Source organism: Methylobacterium sp. NPDC097929 (assembly GCF_049543375.1).
Classification (GTDB): Bacteria; Pseudomonadota; Alphaproteobacteria; order Rhizobiales; family Beijerinckiaceae; genus Methylobacterium.
This window is the reverse complement of sequence record NZ_JBMVEP010000005.1, coordinates 273932-289495: the sequence shown is the minus strand read 5'-3', so window position 1 is coordinate 289495 and position 15564 is coordinate 273932. Positions and strand designations below refer to the sequence as shown.

Here is a 15564-nt window from a genome sequence, read left to right as displayed (position 1 = left end):
GGCGTCGGCGACGCGCTTCAGCTCGCCTTCCGGCAGGAGCCGGAGACGATCCGGCGTCTCAAGACCCTCAAGGATCGTCGTGTCCGCTAGTGCCAATGCCTTCACCCGTCTCTTTTGCGTTCCCAACGGCGGCGCGGCCCTCGCGGAGCCTCGCGCCCGAATTTCTCGAACGCGGCCCATCCCGGACTTCGCCCGCCCCCGGGAACCGCTCGCCCCGGGACGTATGAGTGTCTCTCACGGCACGCCGCGGCATCGATGCCGGTGCGACGGACGCTTCGTGAGACCCTCCGAACGCCCATCCTACCGCGAAGCGGTCACGGGATACCATGATCTCGCTGCAACAGCGGCGGAGCTTTCCGAGGATTTGTTCGCCTTGTCTGCCTTCAGAGTTAAGGCAGCACCGCCATTTCAGGCGTGACGTGCCCCCAATTATGGATGAAGGCTGCATTGATCAACATCTCGACCCCGATCCGAGGCCGCCGCCCCTGATGCCGTCCGCCGCAAAGACCCTGGTTTCGGCCGCCCTGGTGCTGGTCCTGTTCGATGGAAGCGCGGCGTTCGCGGCGGACATTGATCCTGCGCGGCCTGGCGGGGCGACGTGCGTCGAGGATGCCCGCTGCCGCCGCCCGCCCGGACCGCCGGACCGCGACATCCGCCCGCTGATCGATCCGCTCGGCCGTCCCTGCGGCTACCGCTGGCGGGAGACGCCGTCCGGCCCTCGGCGCGTCCGCGTCTGCTTCTGAGCCGGTGATGGCGCGGCACCCTCTCGGCGCGCTCGCCCTGGCGGGCCTTGTCCTCGTCGCGAGCCCCCTCGCGGCCGCCGCCGAGGCCGGACCGAGCGCGTCCACGTGTTCGAACCTGTTCGCCCAGGGCCAAGCCCCCGTCCTCACGAACCCAAAGCTGTCCGATCGGACCGTCCCGCTCTGCTTCAGCGCCTTCGCGGTGCTGCATTCCGGCCTCTCGCGCACGCCGCTCTACGCGGCCGAGCGGCTGACGCGCCGGAGCGTCGCCGCCGCCCGCCGGGTCGAGCGGGCCGACGCCTTCCACGAGGAGGATCGCCTGCCGGAGGACGACCGGGCGAGCCTGTCGGACTATCTGCGCAGCGGCTACGACCGCGGCCATCTGGCGCCGGCGGGCGACATGCCGAGCGAGACGGCACAGGCCGAATCCTTCAGTCTCGCCAACATCGTGCCCCAGAACCGCAGCGCCAACCGCACGCTCTGGGCGGCGATCGAGGAGAGCGTGCGGCGGCTCGCCCTCGAGCGCGGCGAGATTTTCGTCGTCACCGGTCTAGTCTTCGAGGGGCCTTCGGTCGATGCGATCAAGGGACGCGTCCTGGTGCCGAGCCAGCTCTTCAAGGCCGTCTACGATCCGCGCACGGGCGAGGCCGGCGCCTATCTCGCGCCCAACGAGGCGGGCGGGGCGTGGCGCGTCGTCTCCCTCGCCACCCTGCGCGACAAGGCGGGGCTCGACGTGTTCCCGGACCTTCCCGAGGCGGCCAAGGCCCGGGCGATGTCCCTGCCCGAGCCCCACGAATTCTCCCACGACGGTCGTGACCGGGAATCCTTTGCCGACTTCCTGAAGCAACTGGCCTACGATGCTCTGCGCCGGCTCTGGCGCGAGCTGCTGCGGGCCATCTTCTGAGCGCCGTTCTCTCGGCCTCACGCCCCTTTGCGGTGGGCGCGCGGCGCCGCAGTCTCGCGCAAACGTGGCGCTGTCTGGCCCGGAAAGTGCGTTGGGTTGTGTCTTGGCGGTCAAACCCCATTGTCAGCAACTTGAAATCTGTGAACACCGCATTCCGGGACGTGTTGAACGGATTATGCTCTCGCCCGAACAGCGCCTATCGAGGGAGAGCGAAGGAGGGGGCGATGCTGAGTCGAACTGGGGTCCTCGCCGGCCGGAACGTCCTCGTCGTCGAGGACGAATACTTCATCGCCGACGATATGCGGCGTGTCTTCGAGGAGAGCGGGGCCCGGGTGATCGGCCCCGTGGGGACGATCGAGGATGCTCTGTCGATGATCGAGGCCTCCCCGCGCATCGACGGCGCGGTGCTCGACATCAACCTGCGCGAGGTCTTGGTCTTCCCGGTCGCCGACGCGCTCCGGGCGCGCGGCGTGCCGTTCGTATTCGCCACGGGCTACGAGGACAGCGCCGTCCCGACCCGCCTGCGGGACGCGACCCATTGCGAGAAGCCGATCGAGCCGCTGCGCCTCGCGGAGGCGCTGTTCGGCCAGCCCGCCGCCCTCTGAGGCGGCCCCGCGCAGGAGAGCTTGATCGCGCGCGGGGGGCGTGTCGGGGATCGTTGCCGGGGGATCAGCCCAGCGCGCTCTCCAGACGGCGGTGCTCGCAGGCGATGCGGCGCACCGTGCCGGTGTTCGAGCGGTAGACCACCGTCTCCGTCTCGATGATGCCGGGGCGGAAGCGCACGCCTGAGAGCAGCGCCCCGGTCGTGACGCCGGTGGCCGCGACGATCACGTCGCCGCGGGCCATGTCGTGCATGTCGTATTTCCGAGCCGGATCGGTGATGCCCAGCTTGGCTGCCCGCGCCCGCTTGTCCGCGGAATCGAGGACGAGCCGGCCCTGCATCTGGCCACCGATGCAGCGCAGCGCGCTGGCGGCGATCACGCCCTCCGGCGCGGCACCCGTGCCCATGTAGATGTCGACGCCGGTCTCGTCGGGCTTGGTGCAATGGATGATCGCGGCGATGTCGCCGTCCGAGATCAGGCGAATGCCCGCGCCCGTGTCGCGCACCGCGGCGATTAGGTCCATGTGGCGGGGCCGGTCGAGGATGATCGCGGTGATGCCGGAGGGCTCGACACCCTTGGCGCGGGCGAGCGAGGCGATGTTCCGGGCCGGGCTCCAGTCGAGATCGACCGTGCCGGGCGGGTAGCCGGGGCCGATCGCGATCTTCTGCATGTAGACGTCGGGGGCGGCGAGCAGGGTGCCCCGCTCGGCGAGCGCCATCACGGCGATGGCGCCCGGCATGTCCTTGGCGCAGAGCGTGGTGCCCTCCAGGGGATCGACGGCGATGTCGACCGACGGCCCCTGGCCGGTGCCGACCCGCTCGCCGATGAACAGCATCGGCGCCTCGTCGCGCTCGCCCTCGCCGATGACCACGATGCCCTCGATGGGCAGCACCATCAGCTCGGAGCGCATGGCGTCGACGGCGGCCTGATCGGCCTCCCTCTCGCGGCCCTGGCCCCGCAGGCGGGCGGCGGCGATGGCGGCGGCCTCGGTCACCCGCACCAGTTCGAGGGTCAGGCCCCGCGCCGTGGGATCGCTGAAGATCCCGGAATTGGCCACTGCCATCGCCGCTCGTCCCTCATCCTCGGGCCCGGCCTGTCCCGGCCGGTGCCGCACCGATGTCATGACAACGCGTTCCTCAAGAATACGTTGTCTCCTGCAGGATCTTGCCGGTCTCGGCCGCGCTAGTCGCGCTCGATGCGGATGAGCTGCGGCGCCTCCGCCAGGAGGCCGTCGCGGTCGATCGCGCTGAGCGCCTTGCGGACGTTCCCCTCGGTGGCGGCGTAGGTGATGAGCACCAGCGGCACCGGCTGCCCGGACAGGCCCTGCGGATCGCTCGACGCCGCCTTGGCGGAGCGGCGCTGCACGATGCTCTCGATGGAGATGTTGGCCTCCGCCATGCGGGTGGCGACGCCCGCGGCCACGCCGGTGCGGTCGTGCACGGTCAGCCGGATGTAGTAGCCGCCCTCGTGACGCTGCATCTCGACCCGCCGCGGGGTCGCGAGGCCCGAGACCGGCCGGCCGAAGGTCGGGCGCGCGAGCGCCGGGGCCAAGGACGACAGGGCGACGTCGGCGATGTCGGCCACGACCGCCGAGGCCGTGGCCTCGCCGCCCGCGCCGGGACCGATCAGGGTCAGCTCGCCCACCGCGTCGGCATCGACGGTCACCGCGTTGGTGACGCCCATCACCTGGGCGATGGCCGAGGCCTTCGGCACCATGGTGGGATGCACCCGCTGCTCGATGCCCTCCGCGGTCGCCTGGGCGACGCCGAGGAGCTTGATGCGGTAGCCGAGTTCGTCGGCCATCGTGAGGTCGAGGGGCTGGATCGCCGAGATGCCCTCGACCGAGACGCCCTCGGCGTCGATCTCCACGCCGAAGGCGAGGCTCGTGAGGATGGCGAGCTTGTGGGCGGTGTCGAAGCCCTCGACGTCGAAGGTCGGGTCGGCCTCGGCATAGCCCAGCGCCTGCGCGTCCTTGAGGCAGGCCTCGAAGGTCAGCCCCTCCGCCTCCATGCGGCTGAGGATGTAGTTGCAGGTGCCGTTGAGGATTCCGTAGACGCGGCTGACCTCGTTGCCGGCCAGCCCCTCGCGGATCGCCTTGATGACCGGGATGCCGCCCGCGACCGAGGCCTCGTAGGCCAGCGTCACGCCGTGCTCCTCCGCCGCGCGGGCGAGCGCCGCGCCGTGATGGGCGAGCAGCGCCTTGTTGGCGGTCACGACATGCTTGCCCGCGGCGAGCGCCGCCTCGACCGCATCCTTGGCCGCGCCCTCGGAGCCGCCCATCAGCTCGACGAACACGTCGATCTCGCCCGAGCGGGCCAGGGCCACGGGATCGTCGAACCATTGCACGGAGGCGAGGTCCACGCCGCGGTTCCGGCTCCGGTCGCGGGCGGAGACGGCGGTGACGGCGATCGTGCGGCCGGTGGCGGCGGTGAGCGCCTGCGCGCGACGGGCGATCATGCGCAGGACGGAGGCACCGACCGTGCCGAGCCCCGCAATGCCGAGGCGAAGGGTCTGCGTCATGGGAATTCGCACCATGATGGAAGTTGGCGCCGGGCCCGTCCCGGCCTTCGCCGATCGGGCGGCCGGTGCCGCTCGGGCAAAGGCTTGGCGGCGCTTTGGCGAGAGGGGCGGGGGCACGTCCAGAACGGCGCGCACTTCTGCAACGATTTGGGGCGGCTGCGCAAGGAAACGGGGCCGGGGGGAGCGCTCCGTCGTCCGCCGGTCCGCGGGACGAGGGGGCGGGCGAGGGGGGCGAGGGGGGCGGGACTGCCGAAGATCGGCCTCAAATCGCGCGCTCAGATGGCGTCCGCCACGGCCACGCTCGGGCTGCCGGCTTCCTCGGAAGGCGGTGCGCGCGCGAGGTCGGTCGGCAAGGCAGGCATAGAGGTTCGACGATGCGGGGAATCCTTCTCGGCGGGGCGATGGCGGGCGCGCTGGCGCTCGGCGCGGCTCCCGCCGCTCACGCGCGGGACGGCATCGGTGCGGGCGGTGCGGCGGCACTGGGCGTGCTCGGCGGCCTCGCCCTCGGCGGCGCGATCGCGGCCGGAAACGATCCCTACTATCCGGGTAAGCCCGTCTACCGGGCGCCGCCGCCGGTCTATGTCGAGGGCCCGATCTGCCATTTCGAGCGCCGCGAGACGATCGACCCCTACGGCGACATCTACATCCGGCGCGTGCGCGTCTGCGAGTGAGGCCGGGCGTCCTTCCCCGCCAGGGGGCGGGGAGGGGCCTCAGCGCAGCTGGACGCTGTCCACCACTTGGCGGAACAGCGGCAGCATCTGCTCCCGCTGGTCGGCGCGGGTGACGCCGACCGCGCGGACGTAGCCGTCCGGGGCAAAGCGGATGGTCTGCGATACCACCACCGGCAGGCCGGACGGAATGTCGGTGGCGCGGGCCACGATCTCGTGCCAGTCGATCCCGTTCTTGCGGTAGCTCTGCGAGCGCTCGATGAAGAACTCCTTCATCGTCTGGTTCGCGTAGAGCGAGGCGCGGGCGAAGCCGTCGCGCTGCTCCTGCGGGGTGGCCTGCTGCACCGCCTGGGCGATCACCAGGATCGGCTGGCTCAGGTTGATCACCTGATCCAGCGGCCCGAGCGTCAGCAGCACGGAATTGCCGGCCAGCACCCGCACCGGGCGGAAGCCGGCAAGATCGTCGATGCGGAAGGGCAGGGCGGCGACCTGCTCGTCGAGGCCGAGCGCCCCGCGGATGCGCAGGCCGGTGAGCATGCCCCGCATCGTCTCGTCGGTCTCGGCGCCGACCGCGGCCTGGGCGATGATGATGCCGGTGACCTCCTTGCCCCCGACGATCAGCAGCCACTTGCGGGCGGCGGGCGTCTGGCCCTGGGCGGCGGTCTGCTCGCCGGTGAAGAGCACGCCCTCGGTGCCGCCGTCGAGCGTCACCGCCTCGCGGCTCTCCACGGTCAGGCCCTGCGTCTTGAGGTTCTCGTCGGTGAAGCTCTGCTTCAGCTCCGGGTAGGCGGTGGCCGGCAGCTCGACCACCGAGAGCATCGCCCCGCCGCCGATCCGCTCGAAGCCGGTGAAGCGCTTCGAGATCGTCATGTCGGAGGGCGGCGTGAAGCCGAAGCGGGAGCTCGGCGGGAACACCACCTCCTGCGCCCGGGCCGGCAGGAGGGAATGGGGCAGGGGAACGGCCCCGGTCAGCACACCCGCCGCGAGGAAGGCCGCGGTGGCGAGCCGGCGGGGAAACAGACGCAACAGCATCACAGGTTGTCTCCGGAAGATCCTTCCCGGGCGGGATCCGGTCCGCGATGGGTCGGCCGACATCGATTTTCTGTCAAGCGCGGCAATGTGCCGAGGGCGGCGGCCCGGCCCGTCCGCCCGGACGCCGCATCAGCCGCGCGAGCGGCGCTCGCGCCAGCGCTGCCACTGCCGCTCGATCCAGCGGGCGGACTTCTCCATCGGCACCTTGAGGGCGGGCACGTCCTGGGCCAGGAGCGCGAGGCCCAGCGGCAGCATCCACAGGCCGAGCACCGGCAGGATCGAGAAGATGCCGCCGAGGATCAGCAGGATCGAGGCGAGGAGGCGAAGGGGAAAGCGGGAGGGCTCGCGCAGCCAGTGGACGGCCCTCTGCGCCCGCTCGGGAAGCTTGCCGCAGGCGCGCTCGACCCGCTCGTCCCAGTCCTGCGCCCTGACGGGCTGTGCCCCGGCCTCCATCGTCCGCTCCGATCCCGTGCTGCGTGCGTCGCTCATCGCCGACATATGGGGCGGCGAGCGCGATTCTCAGCCGGTGGGCGGGGCGAAGCGCCAGACCGAGGAGCGCTTGATCTCGGCATCCTCCAGATCGCGGGTGACGGGGACTTCGTAGCGTGCGATCGGAATGAGCCGCTCGCGGGGCAGGTAGCTGCGCCCGGGATCGCCGATCAGCACCATGCGGCCCCGAGCGTGCAGGTCGCCGAGCCAGGCGCCGACCCGCGCGCCGAGATCGCGCTCGTAGAAGATGTCGGCCGCCAGGATGCAGGGCGCATCCGTGCCGATCAGGTCGGTGCCGACCGCCGTGATGCGGTCCGCGACGCCGTTGGCCGCCGCGTTGAGGGGAATCGCGTGGAGCGCGAACGGGTCGAGATCGCTCGCGGTGACGTGGGCCGCGCCGGCCCGGGCGGCGGCGATGGCCACCAGCCCGGAGCCCGAGGCGAAGTCGACCACCTGCCGCCCCGCGACCGTGGCGGGATTGTCGAGGATGTAGCGGGCGAGCGCCTGCCCCCCGGCCCAGGCGAAGGCCCAGAACGGCGGGGGCAGGCCGATCGCCTCCAACTCGTTCTCCGTCTTCTGCCAGAGCGCCGTCGCCTCGTCGGCGACGTGCAGGACGATCTCGGGGGCGTGCGGCACCGGGCGCAGGGCCGTGTGCTCGCGGATGAAGCGGACGGGGTCCTGGGAGGGCGTCACGGGATCGACCGGAAGAGCAGCGGCATGGGAACTCGAAAGCGTGTGAGGGGCCGGGCTCAGCCGGCAAGCTCGGATTTGAGCCGCCAGATCTCCTCGACCGGGACGACGCGGCGGTCGAGACCGCCACGGGCCGCCTCGACCGACCAGGGGAAGGGATAGAAGGAATAGGCCTGATCGAAGCCGGGGCGGGGGCGCTCGTCCCAACCGCACAGCCCGGACAGGTCGGCGTAGAAGGCGCCCGTGTCGCCGAAGAAGCACCAGTGCACGAAGTCGGTATGGCCGAGTTCGAGCGGCTCCCAGTCGAGCCCGTCCGGAGGCAGGTAGAAGACCTGCCCGAGCCCGTCCGGGCCGAAGCGTCCGCCGTTGAGGGCGAAGAACCCGCCGAGGATGTCGTCGGCGACGAGGAGGAAGGCGGGCGCCGTCCCGGCTCTCTCATCGAAGGCCCCGGCCTCCTCGTTCCAGCGGGTGAGGGAGCGGGCGCCGTCCCCCGCCTCCGCCGGGCGGCCCGAGCCGAGCAGGCGCAGCCAACCGTCGTGCAGCGCGATCCCGCCGCTCTCGTGAACGATCGCGCCGAGGGCCGAGCGCGTGGTGACCTGCAGGCGCAGCAGCGCCGCGTCGCGGTGATCCGGATCGGGGGGCAGGATGCGGCTCGGATGGGCGGCGGGGTCGCCTGCCCAGGACAGGACGAGCGGCCAAGCCGGGTCGTCGCGCGCGATGAGCCCATCGAGGCTGCGCCGGCCGGCGGACTCGGTCATTGCGAAACGTTCCCTGGCTCGCTCTTCGTCCTTAGCATCGCCTTTTCCCGAGAGAGGGCCGCCACCTTTCGGGACGACGCGCTATCGCAGCAACTCCGCGTAGAGGCCGGCCACCGTCTCGGCGACGGCGGCCTCCGTGTAGCCGCCGTCGAGAATGCGCGCCCGCGCCGCCGCGCCCATGCGCGCGACGTCGGCTGGGTCGGCGGCGAGCCGGGTCAGCGCCGCGGCCAGGGCGCCCGCGTCGCCCGGCGGCACGAGCAGGCCCTCGCGGCCGTCGCGCACGAGGTCGCGGCAGCCCGGCACGTCGCTCGTCAGCAGGGCCCGCCCGGAAGCCGCCGCCTCCAGCAGTGTGCGCGGCAGACCCTCGCCGCCGCGGGAGGGCAGGGCGCCGACATGGTGGGCGGCGAAGACCGCCGCCGCGTCGGCGGTGGGGCCGTGCCACGCGACCCCGTCGCGCGACCAGTCGCGCAGGGTCGCCTCGGGGATGGCCCGGCGGTTCGAGGGGTCGGGCGCGCCGTAGAGCGAGAGTTCGACCGACGCGCCCCCGGCACGGGCCTGCCGCACGGCCTCCACCGCGACGTCGATGCCCTTCGACCAGAGCATCCGCGCGACGATGGCGATCTTGAGCGGCGCGGGCGGCGGCAGCGGGCGCGGCGTGAAGGCCTCGGGATCGACGCCCGCCCCGCCCACCAGGGTCACGGCGGTGTCGGACGGGTCGAGGCCGAGCGCGCGGGCGTCGTCCGGGTTCTCTAACAGGAAGCGGGTCTGCCGGCTTGCCAGCGGCCCCCGGATCAATCCCTTGAGCGCGAGGCGCGACAGCCGCCCGGTCGCGTCCTCCCGGGCGCCGAGCAGGCCGAGGCCGGTGAGCGCGAAGACCCGGCGCGGGATGCCGGCCATCGCCGCCGCCGTGCCGCCGACCAGGATGCCGCGCAGCGCGATGCAGTGGACGATGTCGGCCTTCAACGCCTTCAGGATGCCCGAGAGCTGCCCAGCCGCGTAGCCCGCCGCCATCGGGTTGAGGCTGGAGCGCTCCGCCTCCAGCGGCACCACCCGGATGCCCTCGGCCTCGATCACGGCGCGATGCGCGCGCACCCGCGTCACCACGCTCACCGCGAGCCCCATCCGCCGGGCGGCCCGGGCCATCGGAAGGAAGTGCGAGGCGAAGAACCAGTCCTCGGTGACGACGAAGACGAGGTTCTTTCCCGCATGCGGGTCAGCTGAGGCGGTCATCGGCAGGGCATAGCACGGGCGCCCCCCGCGGGAAGGGGGCCTCGCGGAACAGCACCCGCGCCCTTGAGGTTGACGCCCAACGGACAAGGGAGGGCGACATGCTGTCGGACGAGGCGGGCGCCGGCGTGGTCGATCCCCGCGAGGCCGCCCGCGAGGCGGGCCTGCGCTACGTGGACGATACGAAGCCCGGCCTGCGGCGCAAGCGCAACGGCAAGGGCTTCCGCTACATCGACACCAAGGGCGCGACGATCCGCGACCCCGGGGAGATCGAGCGGCTGAAGAGCCTCGCGGTGCCGCCGGCCTATACCGACGTGTGGATCTGCCCGTACCCCAACGGCCACATCCAGGCGACCGGCCGCGACGAGAAGGGGCGCAAGCAGTACCGCTACCATCCCCGCTTCCGCGAGGCGCGGGAGGCCTCGAAGTTCCACCGCATCATGGCCTTCGCCGAGGCTTTGCCCGGCATCCGCCGACGGATCGACGCCGACATGAGCCAGCGCGGCCTGCCGCGCGAGAAGGTGCTCGCCACCGTGGTCCACCTGCTGGAGACCACCCTGATCCGCGTCGGCAACGACGATTACGCCCGCTCGAACAAGAGCTACGGCCTCACCACCCTGCGCGACCCGCACGTGAAGATCGCGGGGTCCGAGATGCGCTTCCGCTTCAAGGGCAAGAGCGGCAAGGAATGGTCGGTCTCGGTGCGCGACCGGCGCGTGGCCAAGATCGTCAAGGCCTGCCAGGACCTGCCGGGCCAGGAGCTGTTCCAGTATCTCGACGACGCGGGCGAGCGGCGCGACGTCACCTCCTCGGACGTGAACGCGTATCTGCGCGAGATCACGGGCGAAGACTTCACCGCCAAGGATTTCCGGACCTGGGCCGGCACGGTGCTGGCGGCGCTGGCGCTGCGCGAGTTCGAGGCCTTCGACAGCGAGGCCAAGGCCAAGAAGAACCTGCGCGCGGCGATCGAATCCGTGGCCTCGCGGCTCGGCAACACGCCGACCATCTGCCGCAAGTGCTACATCCACCCGCAGATTCTCGGCTGCTACCTCGAAGGCGACCTGCTCCTGCAGATCAAGGACGCCGTCGAGGACGAGTTGACGGACAGCCTCGAGGAGCTGCGGCCGGAAGAGGCGGCGGTGCTCAGCCTGCTGCGCGGTCGCCTCGCAGAGGTGGAGCGGGGCGCCGAGGCGCCGCGCCGGACGGGCGGCCGCAAAGGCAAGGCATCGGGGGACAAGGCATCGGGCGCCAAGCGTGCGGCCGGCGGGCGTCGGGCAGCCTAAGGCTTCACCCGCGGGCGCCCGCTCAGCCCTCGGTCTGGACGATGGCGCCGTACCAGCCGAGGCCCCGGTAGGTCTCGTATCCCGGCGTGCGGTGGAAGGCGGTGACGGTTCGCGACCGGGCGTCGCGCGCGACGCCGCTCTCGCGCCCGTCGAACCCGGCCGGCAGCGTCTCGCTGAGCACGCCCTTGCCGTCGGAGGCGGCGAGGATGCGGCGCTGCGCATCCACCAGCAGCACGCGGGTGCGGGCCCGGTCCGCCTCGCTGATGCGCACGCCCTGGACGATCGCCCGAGCCTGCGGCTCCCAGTCGAAATGGACGGCGAGGACGCCGCAGGCGGCGCCGCGGTCGTCGCGGATCGCGGCGGCGTAGGTCGCGACCTGCGCGTTGCCGAGCCGCGGCTCGGCCCGCACCTCGCTGGACACGTAGTCGTCGCCGCTGCGCTGCGCCAGCGCGTCCCGGAACCAGCGCTCGCCCGCGACGCTGGCGCCGCGCAGCTGCGGGTAGCGTCCGGGCCGGCCGTTGGCGAGCACGGTGCCGTCGCGTCCGCACAGCCAGAGATCGAGATAGACCGTATAGGCCGACAGGATCACCCCGAGCCGGGCCGCGGCATGGTCGGCGGCCTCCCGGTCGGGCCGCCCGGCGCAGGCGATCACGGCGGCGTCGGTGGCCCACCAGCGCACGTCGCAGGTGCGCTCGTAGAGATTGCGGTCGATCAGCTCGACGGCGTTGAGGGCGAGATCGACCAGGCGCTCCCCTTGCGTCCTGGCTGCCATCGCATCGACGCTGCGCTGCAAGTCGGCGATGCGGCTGGAAAGGCCGCTCTCCAGTTCCTGCGCCAAGCCCTCGATCGCGGCGCCGATCCCGCGCACCTCCTGGGCGACGACCGCGAAGCCCCGGCCCGCCTCCCCGGCCCGGGCCGCCTCGATCCGGGCATTGAGGGCCAGCATCTTGGCCTGCGCGGTGATCTGCTGGATGCGGCCGATCTTGTCCTGGGCGATGCGCCCGACCTCGGCGGTCAACTCCGCGATGGTCGCCGCCCCGCGTCGCGGGCGGCCCTCCGCCTCGTCTTCGGGGCTTGAGGAGAATGCCAATGCTGGTGCCGCCATGGCGATGACCCGGTCTGCGTGTGGACCATCGTTTCAGCAAGCGTGATTAACATAGATCTAATCCGGCGCAGATTACCGCGCAGGGCGGGTGACAAAGATCGGGCCTCCCGCCTCTCGCGAGGATCGGGGCATGGAAGAGGCAGGGCGAGGACGCATCGTCGCGTGCGCTGATCGGGAGAACCCGCCGCCGCTGAGCCCGGTTGACGGATCAAGCCGGGCGGCGGACCGCGCAGAGATCGGCCCGAATTCGGGAAGGCAGTCCATGGAACTCGATGCCCTGATGCTCTCGCGCATCCAGTTCGGCTTCACGATGGCCTTCCACATCATCTTCCCCGCGTTCACGATCGGGCTCGCCGCCTTCCTCGTTCGGCTGGAGGCGCAGTGGCTCTGGACGGGCAACCCCATGTACCGGGTGCTCTACCGGTTCTGGGTGAAGGCCTTCGCGGTCTCCTTCGGCCTCGGCGTCGTCTCGGGCATCGTGATGAGCTACCAGCTCGGCACGAACTGGTCGGTCTATTCCGATTTCACCGGCAACGTCCTGGGACCGCTGATCCAGTACGAGGTCATCACCGCCTTCTTCCTGGAGGCGGGCTTCCTCGGCATCATGCTGTTCGGCTGGGACCGGGTCGGCGACCGGCTGCACTTCCTGTCGACCTGCATGGTCTCGCTCGGCACGCTGATCTCGGCCTTCTGGATCCTGTCGGCCAATTCGTGGATGCAGACCCCGGCGGGCTTCACCATCGAGAACGGCCGGGCGGTAGCCACGGACTGGCTCGCGGTGATCTTCAATCCCTCCTTCCCGATCCGCTACGTCCACATGGTGCTCGGCTGCTTCCTCACCACCGCCTTCGCGGTGGCCGGCATGGCCGCCTGGATGATCCTGCGCGCCCGCAAGGAGCCGCCGGAGAAGGTCGCGGGCGCTCGGGTCTCGCTCTCCATGGCGCTGTGGTTCGCGGTGATCTTCACGCCGATCCAGATCTTCGTCGGCGACACCCACGGCCTCGGCGTGCTCAAGCACCAGCCGACCAAGCTCGCGGCGATCGAGGCGAACTGGGACCGGCAGGCCAACATGCCGCTGCTGCTCTTCGCGATCCCGAACATGGAGGCGGAGCGCAACGACTTCGAGATCGGGATTCCGCGGCTCGGCTCCTTCATCCTCACCCACGACTTCTCGGGGGTGGTGCCGGGCCTGAAGGACGTCACGCCCGACAAGCGCCCGCCGGTCTGGCCGGTCTTCTACGCCTTCCGCGCCATGGTCGCGATCGGCATGGCTATGCTGGCCCTGAGCCTGTGGAGCCTGTGGCTGCGCCGGAAGGGGACGCTGTTCACGAACCGCGCCTTCCTCACCTGCGCCATGCTGATGACGCCCTCGGGCTTCGGCGCGGTGATCTTCGGCTGGTTCACCGCCGAGATCGGGCGCCAGCCCTACATCGTCTACGGCTACCTCAAGACGGCGGATGCCCACTCGCCGCTCACCGCCCAGGCGGTGACGACCTCGCTGATCGCCTTCATCATCGCCTACGCGATCATCTTCGGCTTCGGCAGCTACTATCTCGCCAAGCTCCTGCGCAAAGGCCCCGAGCCGTTCGAGCCCTCGGTGTCCGGCGAGGAGGTCGGCCGCAAGCCCAAGCGTCCCCTCTCGGCGCTGGACGAGCGCCTGGAGCCGCGCGCGACCTGAGGGCCGCGGGTCAGGCGCGGGCGGCGGCGGCGGCGTGGCGGGCGCTGCCGCGCGGCATCTCGCCGTCCAGCACCGGGGCGAGGCCGAGCTGGCGGGCGAGGGCGACGAGATCCTTGAGGCGGCCGGTCTGCGTCTTGCGGCGCAGGTTCAGCCGGTGGGTCTCGACGGTGCGCACGCTGAGCGAGAGACGCCGGGCGACCTCCTTGTTGCTGAAGCCGGCGCTCAGGAAGCGCAGCACCTCCGCCTCGCGGGGCGTGAGGCCGACGCCGTCGTGCTGCGTCCCCTCGTCGGAGACGGGGCGGGGGGCGAGCGGCCGGGCCTCGGCCAGGGCGAGCACGTTGGCGCAGACCTCGTCCGCCGGCAGGCCCCCGCCGAGGAAGGCGTCGGCGCCGGCCGCGATCAGCCGGGGCATCGCCTGCGCATCGAGGGCCCGCAATACGACGAGGATGCGCAGCCAGGGGCGTCCCTCGCGCAGGGCGGCGATCCGGGCGCAGCCCAGGTCGAGCCGCCGCCCGTCGACGCAGACCAGCGCGACGACCGGCGCCGGGCCGCCCTCCGCCAGCTCGTCCTCGCCGATGGTGCGCAGGGCCGGGGCGTGTTCCAGCCCGGCCCGCATCCGCGCATCCGGGGCGGCCGGCGCCTCGACGATCAGAACCGCGACGGCCCGATCGGTGCTGTGATGGAGGGCCTGACTCATGCCGCTTCCCCTTTTCCGTTCCGCCGCGGTACGAGGCGGCGTGTGCGGACAAGGAAGAACAAGAGTCGTTCCAGCGCCTTAGGGGTGGCGGGCGGCCCCGAATCGCCCCGTTGCGGGCAGGCGGCGGCCGCTGGCGTCCCGCATCGGGACGGGCGGCGTCCTGCCGTCTCCCGGCGGGCGTCCGCTCAGCCGGCCCGGCTGAGCACGAGGTCGGTCATCGCCGAGACGACGCGGTTGCGGCCGGTCGTCTTCGCCTCGTAGAGCGCGATGTCCGCCCGCTTCAGCAGCCCCTCGACGGTCTCGCCCTCGGACCATTCGCTGACGCCGAAGCTGCAGGTCAGGCGCACCGGGCCCTTGGGCGAGCGGATGCGCAGGTCCGAGGCGTTGAGGCGCAGGCGGGAGGCGACCGCCTCGGCCTGGGTCAGGCTGTGGCCGGGGAGAACCAGCGCGAATTCCTCGCCGCCCAGGCGGCCGGCGATCCCCTCCCCCTCGATCAGGCCGGACACGGCCTTGATGGCAAGGTCGCCCACGTCGTGGCCGTGCTCGTCGTTGATGCGCTTGAAATGGTCGATGTCGAGGATCACGGCGCAGATCTGCCCGAACGAACGCGCCTTCTGCGCCGCTTCCCGGGTGCGCTGCAGGAAGGCGCGTCGGTTGAGCAGGCCCGTCAGCGGGTCCGTCTCGGCGAGCCGGATCAGCTCGCCCTGGAGCGTGGTCAGCCGCTCCGCCGCCCGCAGCCGCGCCTGCAGCTCTTCGGCGCCCGGGGGCTTGTCGATGAAGTCGTCCGCGCCGCTGTCCAGCGCCTCGGCGAGGTTGCGGGCGTTCCGAGCCGAGGACATGGCGATGATCGAGAGCGGACGGCTCGACTCGGCCAGCAGGCGCGCCGACCAGCACAGTTCGAGCCCGCTCAAGGGCCGGACCTCCAGGCTGGTGATGAGCGCGCGCACCTTGGGGTTTTCGGCGACGTAGGTCAGCGCCTCGGTCGAGTCGGTGAATTGCGACACCACGTGCCCGCGCGGTTCGAGCATGCCCGCCACGATCCGCAGGACGACCCGGCTCGAATCCACGATGACGATGTGCACGGCCGTTTCTCCCGCTCTCCCGAACGGAGTTGTGCACAAGACAAGTTAAGAGGGCCTCACGAAATCGCGCGGCCTCGTCTGCTCTCGTG

Annotated in this window: 16 protein-coding genes; 6 read left to right on the top strand and 10 right to left on the bottom strand. The window is 71.6% G+C overall.

The window, feature by feature from the left end; translation table 11 throughout:
- Positions 1–488: 488 nt before the first annotated feature.
- The 3 genes from ACPCJR_RS15405 to ACPCJR_RS15395 all read left to right on the top strand — a co-directional run bounded on the left by ACPCJR_RS15405 (position 489) and on the right by ACPCJR_RS15395 (position 2249).
- Positions 489–743, top strand: coding sequence for a hypothetical protein (locus ACPCJR_RS15405; RefSeq protein ID WP_391513755.1), 255 nt, complete (start codon positions 489–491; stop codon positions 741–743).
- 7 nt (positions 744–750) lie between these two features.
- Entirely contained in the window at positions 751–1644 is an 894-nt protein-coding gene (locus ACPCJR_RS15400; protein WP_391513757.1) for a DNA/RNA non-specific endonuclease, read from the top strand.
- 224 nt (positions 1645–1868) lie between these two features.
- Positions 1869–2249, top strand: coding sequence for a response regulator (locus ACPCJR_RS15395; RefSeq protein ID WP_391513759.1), 381 nt, complete (start codon positions 1869–1871; stop codon positions 2247–2249).
- A 64-nt stretch (positions 2250–2313) separates the two neighbouring features.
- Here the strand turns inward: ACPCJR_RS15395 and glpX are convergent, their stop codons facing one another.
- A complete protein-coding gene (gene glpX / locus ACPCJR_RS15390; protein ID WP_391514065.1) occupies positions 2314–3309 on the bottom strand; it encodes a class II fructose-bisphosphatase in 996 nt (331 codons plus the stop codon).
- Positions 3310–3428: 119 nt separating this feature from the next.
- Positions 3429–4766: a homoserine dehydrogenase gene (locus ACPCJR_RS15385; protein WP_391513761.1), complete on the bottom strand. Its 1338-nt coding sequence runs from the start codon at positions 4764–4766 to the stop codon at positions 3429–3431.
- Positions 4767–5140: 374 nt separating this feature from the next.
- On the opposite strand from ACPCJR_RS15385, the gene ACPCJR_RS15380 reads away from it, so the two are divergent.
- Entirely contained in the window at positions 5141–5437 is a 297-nt protein-coding gene (locus ACPCJR_RS15380) for a hypothetical protein (RefSeq protein ID WP_391513763.1), read from the top strand.
- A gap of 39 nt (positions 5438–5476) precedes the next feature.
- On the opposite strand, the gene ACPCJR_RS15375 is transcribed toward ACPCJR_RS15380, so the two are convergent.
- From ACPCJR_RS15375 to ACPCJR_RS15355, 5 genes are all read right to left on the bottom strand, one after another.
- Positions 5477–6466, bottom strand: a complete 990-nt coding sequence (locus tag ACPCJR_RS15375) for a hypothetical protein (RefSeq protein WP_391513765.1) — start codon at positions 6464–6466, stop codon at positions 5477–5479.
- A gap of 129 nt (positions 6467–6595) precedes the next feature.
- A complete protein-coding gene (locus ACPCJR_RS15370) occupies positions 6596–6955 on the bottom strand; it encodes a hypothetical protein (RefSeq protein WP_391513767.1) in 360 nt (119 codons plus the stop codon).
- 30 nt (positions 6956–6985) lie between these two features.
- Positions 6986–7648 (bottom strand): class I SAM-dependent methyltransferase, encoded by a 663-nt coding sequence (locus ACPCJR_RS15365; protein WP_391513769.1) that lies wholly within the window; start codon positions 7646–7648, stop codon positions 6986–6988.
- Positions 7649–7704: 56 nt separating this feature from the next.
- The gene (locus tag ACPCJR_RS15360) at positions 7705–8403 is read right to left on the bottom strand and encodes a DUF2625 family protein (protein WP_391513771.1); all 699 of its coding nucleotides are present in this window, start codon (positions 8401–8403) and stop codon (positions 7705–7707) included.
- Positions 8404–8484: 81 nt separating this feature from the next.
- Positions 8485–9633, bottom strand: coding sequence for a glycosyltransferase (locus ACPCJR_RS15355; protein ID WP_391513772.1), 1149 nt, complete (start codon positions 9631–9633; stop codon positions 8485–8487).
- 98 nt (positions 9634–9731) lie between these two features.
- Here ACPCJR_RS15355 and ACPCJR_RS15350 point away from each other — a divergent pair, with 98 nt between their 5' ends.
- Positions 9732–10913 carry a DNA topoisomerase IB gene (locus ACPCJR_RS15350; protein WP_391513774.1) on the top strand — a complete coding sequence of 394 codons (1182 nt, stop codon included), beginning with the start codon at positions 9732–9734 and terminating at the stop codon, positions 10911–10913.
- A 22-nt stretch (positions 10914–10935) separates the two neighbouring features.
- Here the strand turns inward: ACPCJR_RS15350 and ACPCJR_RS15345 are convergent, their stop codons facing one another.
- The gene (locus tag ACPCJR_RS15345; protein ID WP_391513776.1) at positions 10936–12018 is read right to left on the bottom strand and encodes a methyl-accepting chemotaxis protein; all 1083 of its coding nucleotides are present in this window, start codon (positions 12016–12018) and stop codon (positions 10936–10938) included.
- A 262-nt stretch (positions 12019–12280) separates the two neighbouring features.
- On the opposite strand from ACPCJR_RS15345, the gene ACPCJR_RS15340 reads away from it, so the two are divergent.
- On the top strand, positions 12281–13696 hold the full coding sequence (locus ACPCJR_RS15340; RefSeq protein WP_391513778.1) for a cytochrome ubiquinol oxidase subunit I: 1416 nt from the start codon (positions 12281–12283) through the stop codon (positions 13694–13696).
- Between the two features lie 10 nt (positions 13697–13706).
- Here ACPCJR_RS15340 and ACPCJR_RS15335 read toward each other — a convergent pair whose 3' ends face one another.
- Both ACPCJR_RS15335 and ACPCJR_RS15330 read right to left on the bottom strand, forming a co-directional pair.
- A complete protein-coding gene (locus tag ACPCJR_RS15335; RefSeq protein ID WP_391513779.1) occupies positions 13707–14393 on the bottom strand; it encodes a response regulator transcription factor in 687 nt (228 codons plus the stop codon).
- 185 nt (positions 14394–14578) lie between these two features.
- Positions 14579–15475, bottom strand: a complete 897-nt coding sequence (locus ACPCJR_RS15330; RefSeq protein WP_391513780.1) for a GGDEF domain-containing response regulator — start codon at positions 15473–15475, stop codon at positions 14579–14581.
- Positions 15476–15564: the final 89 nt, after the last annotated feature.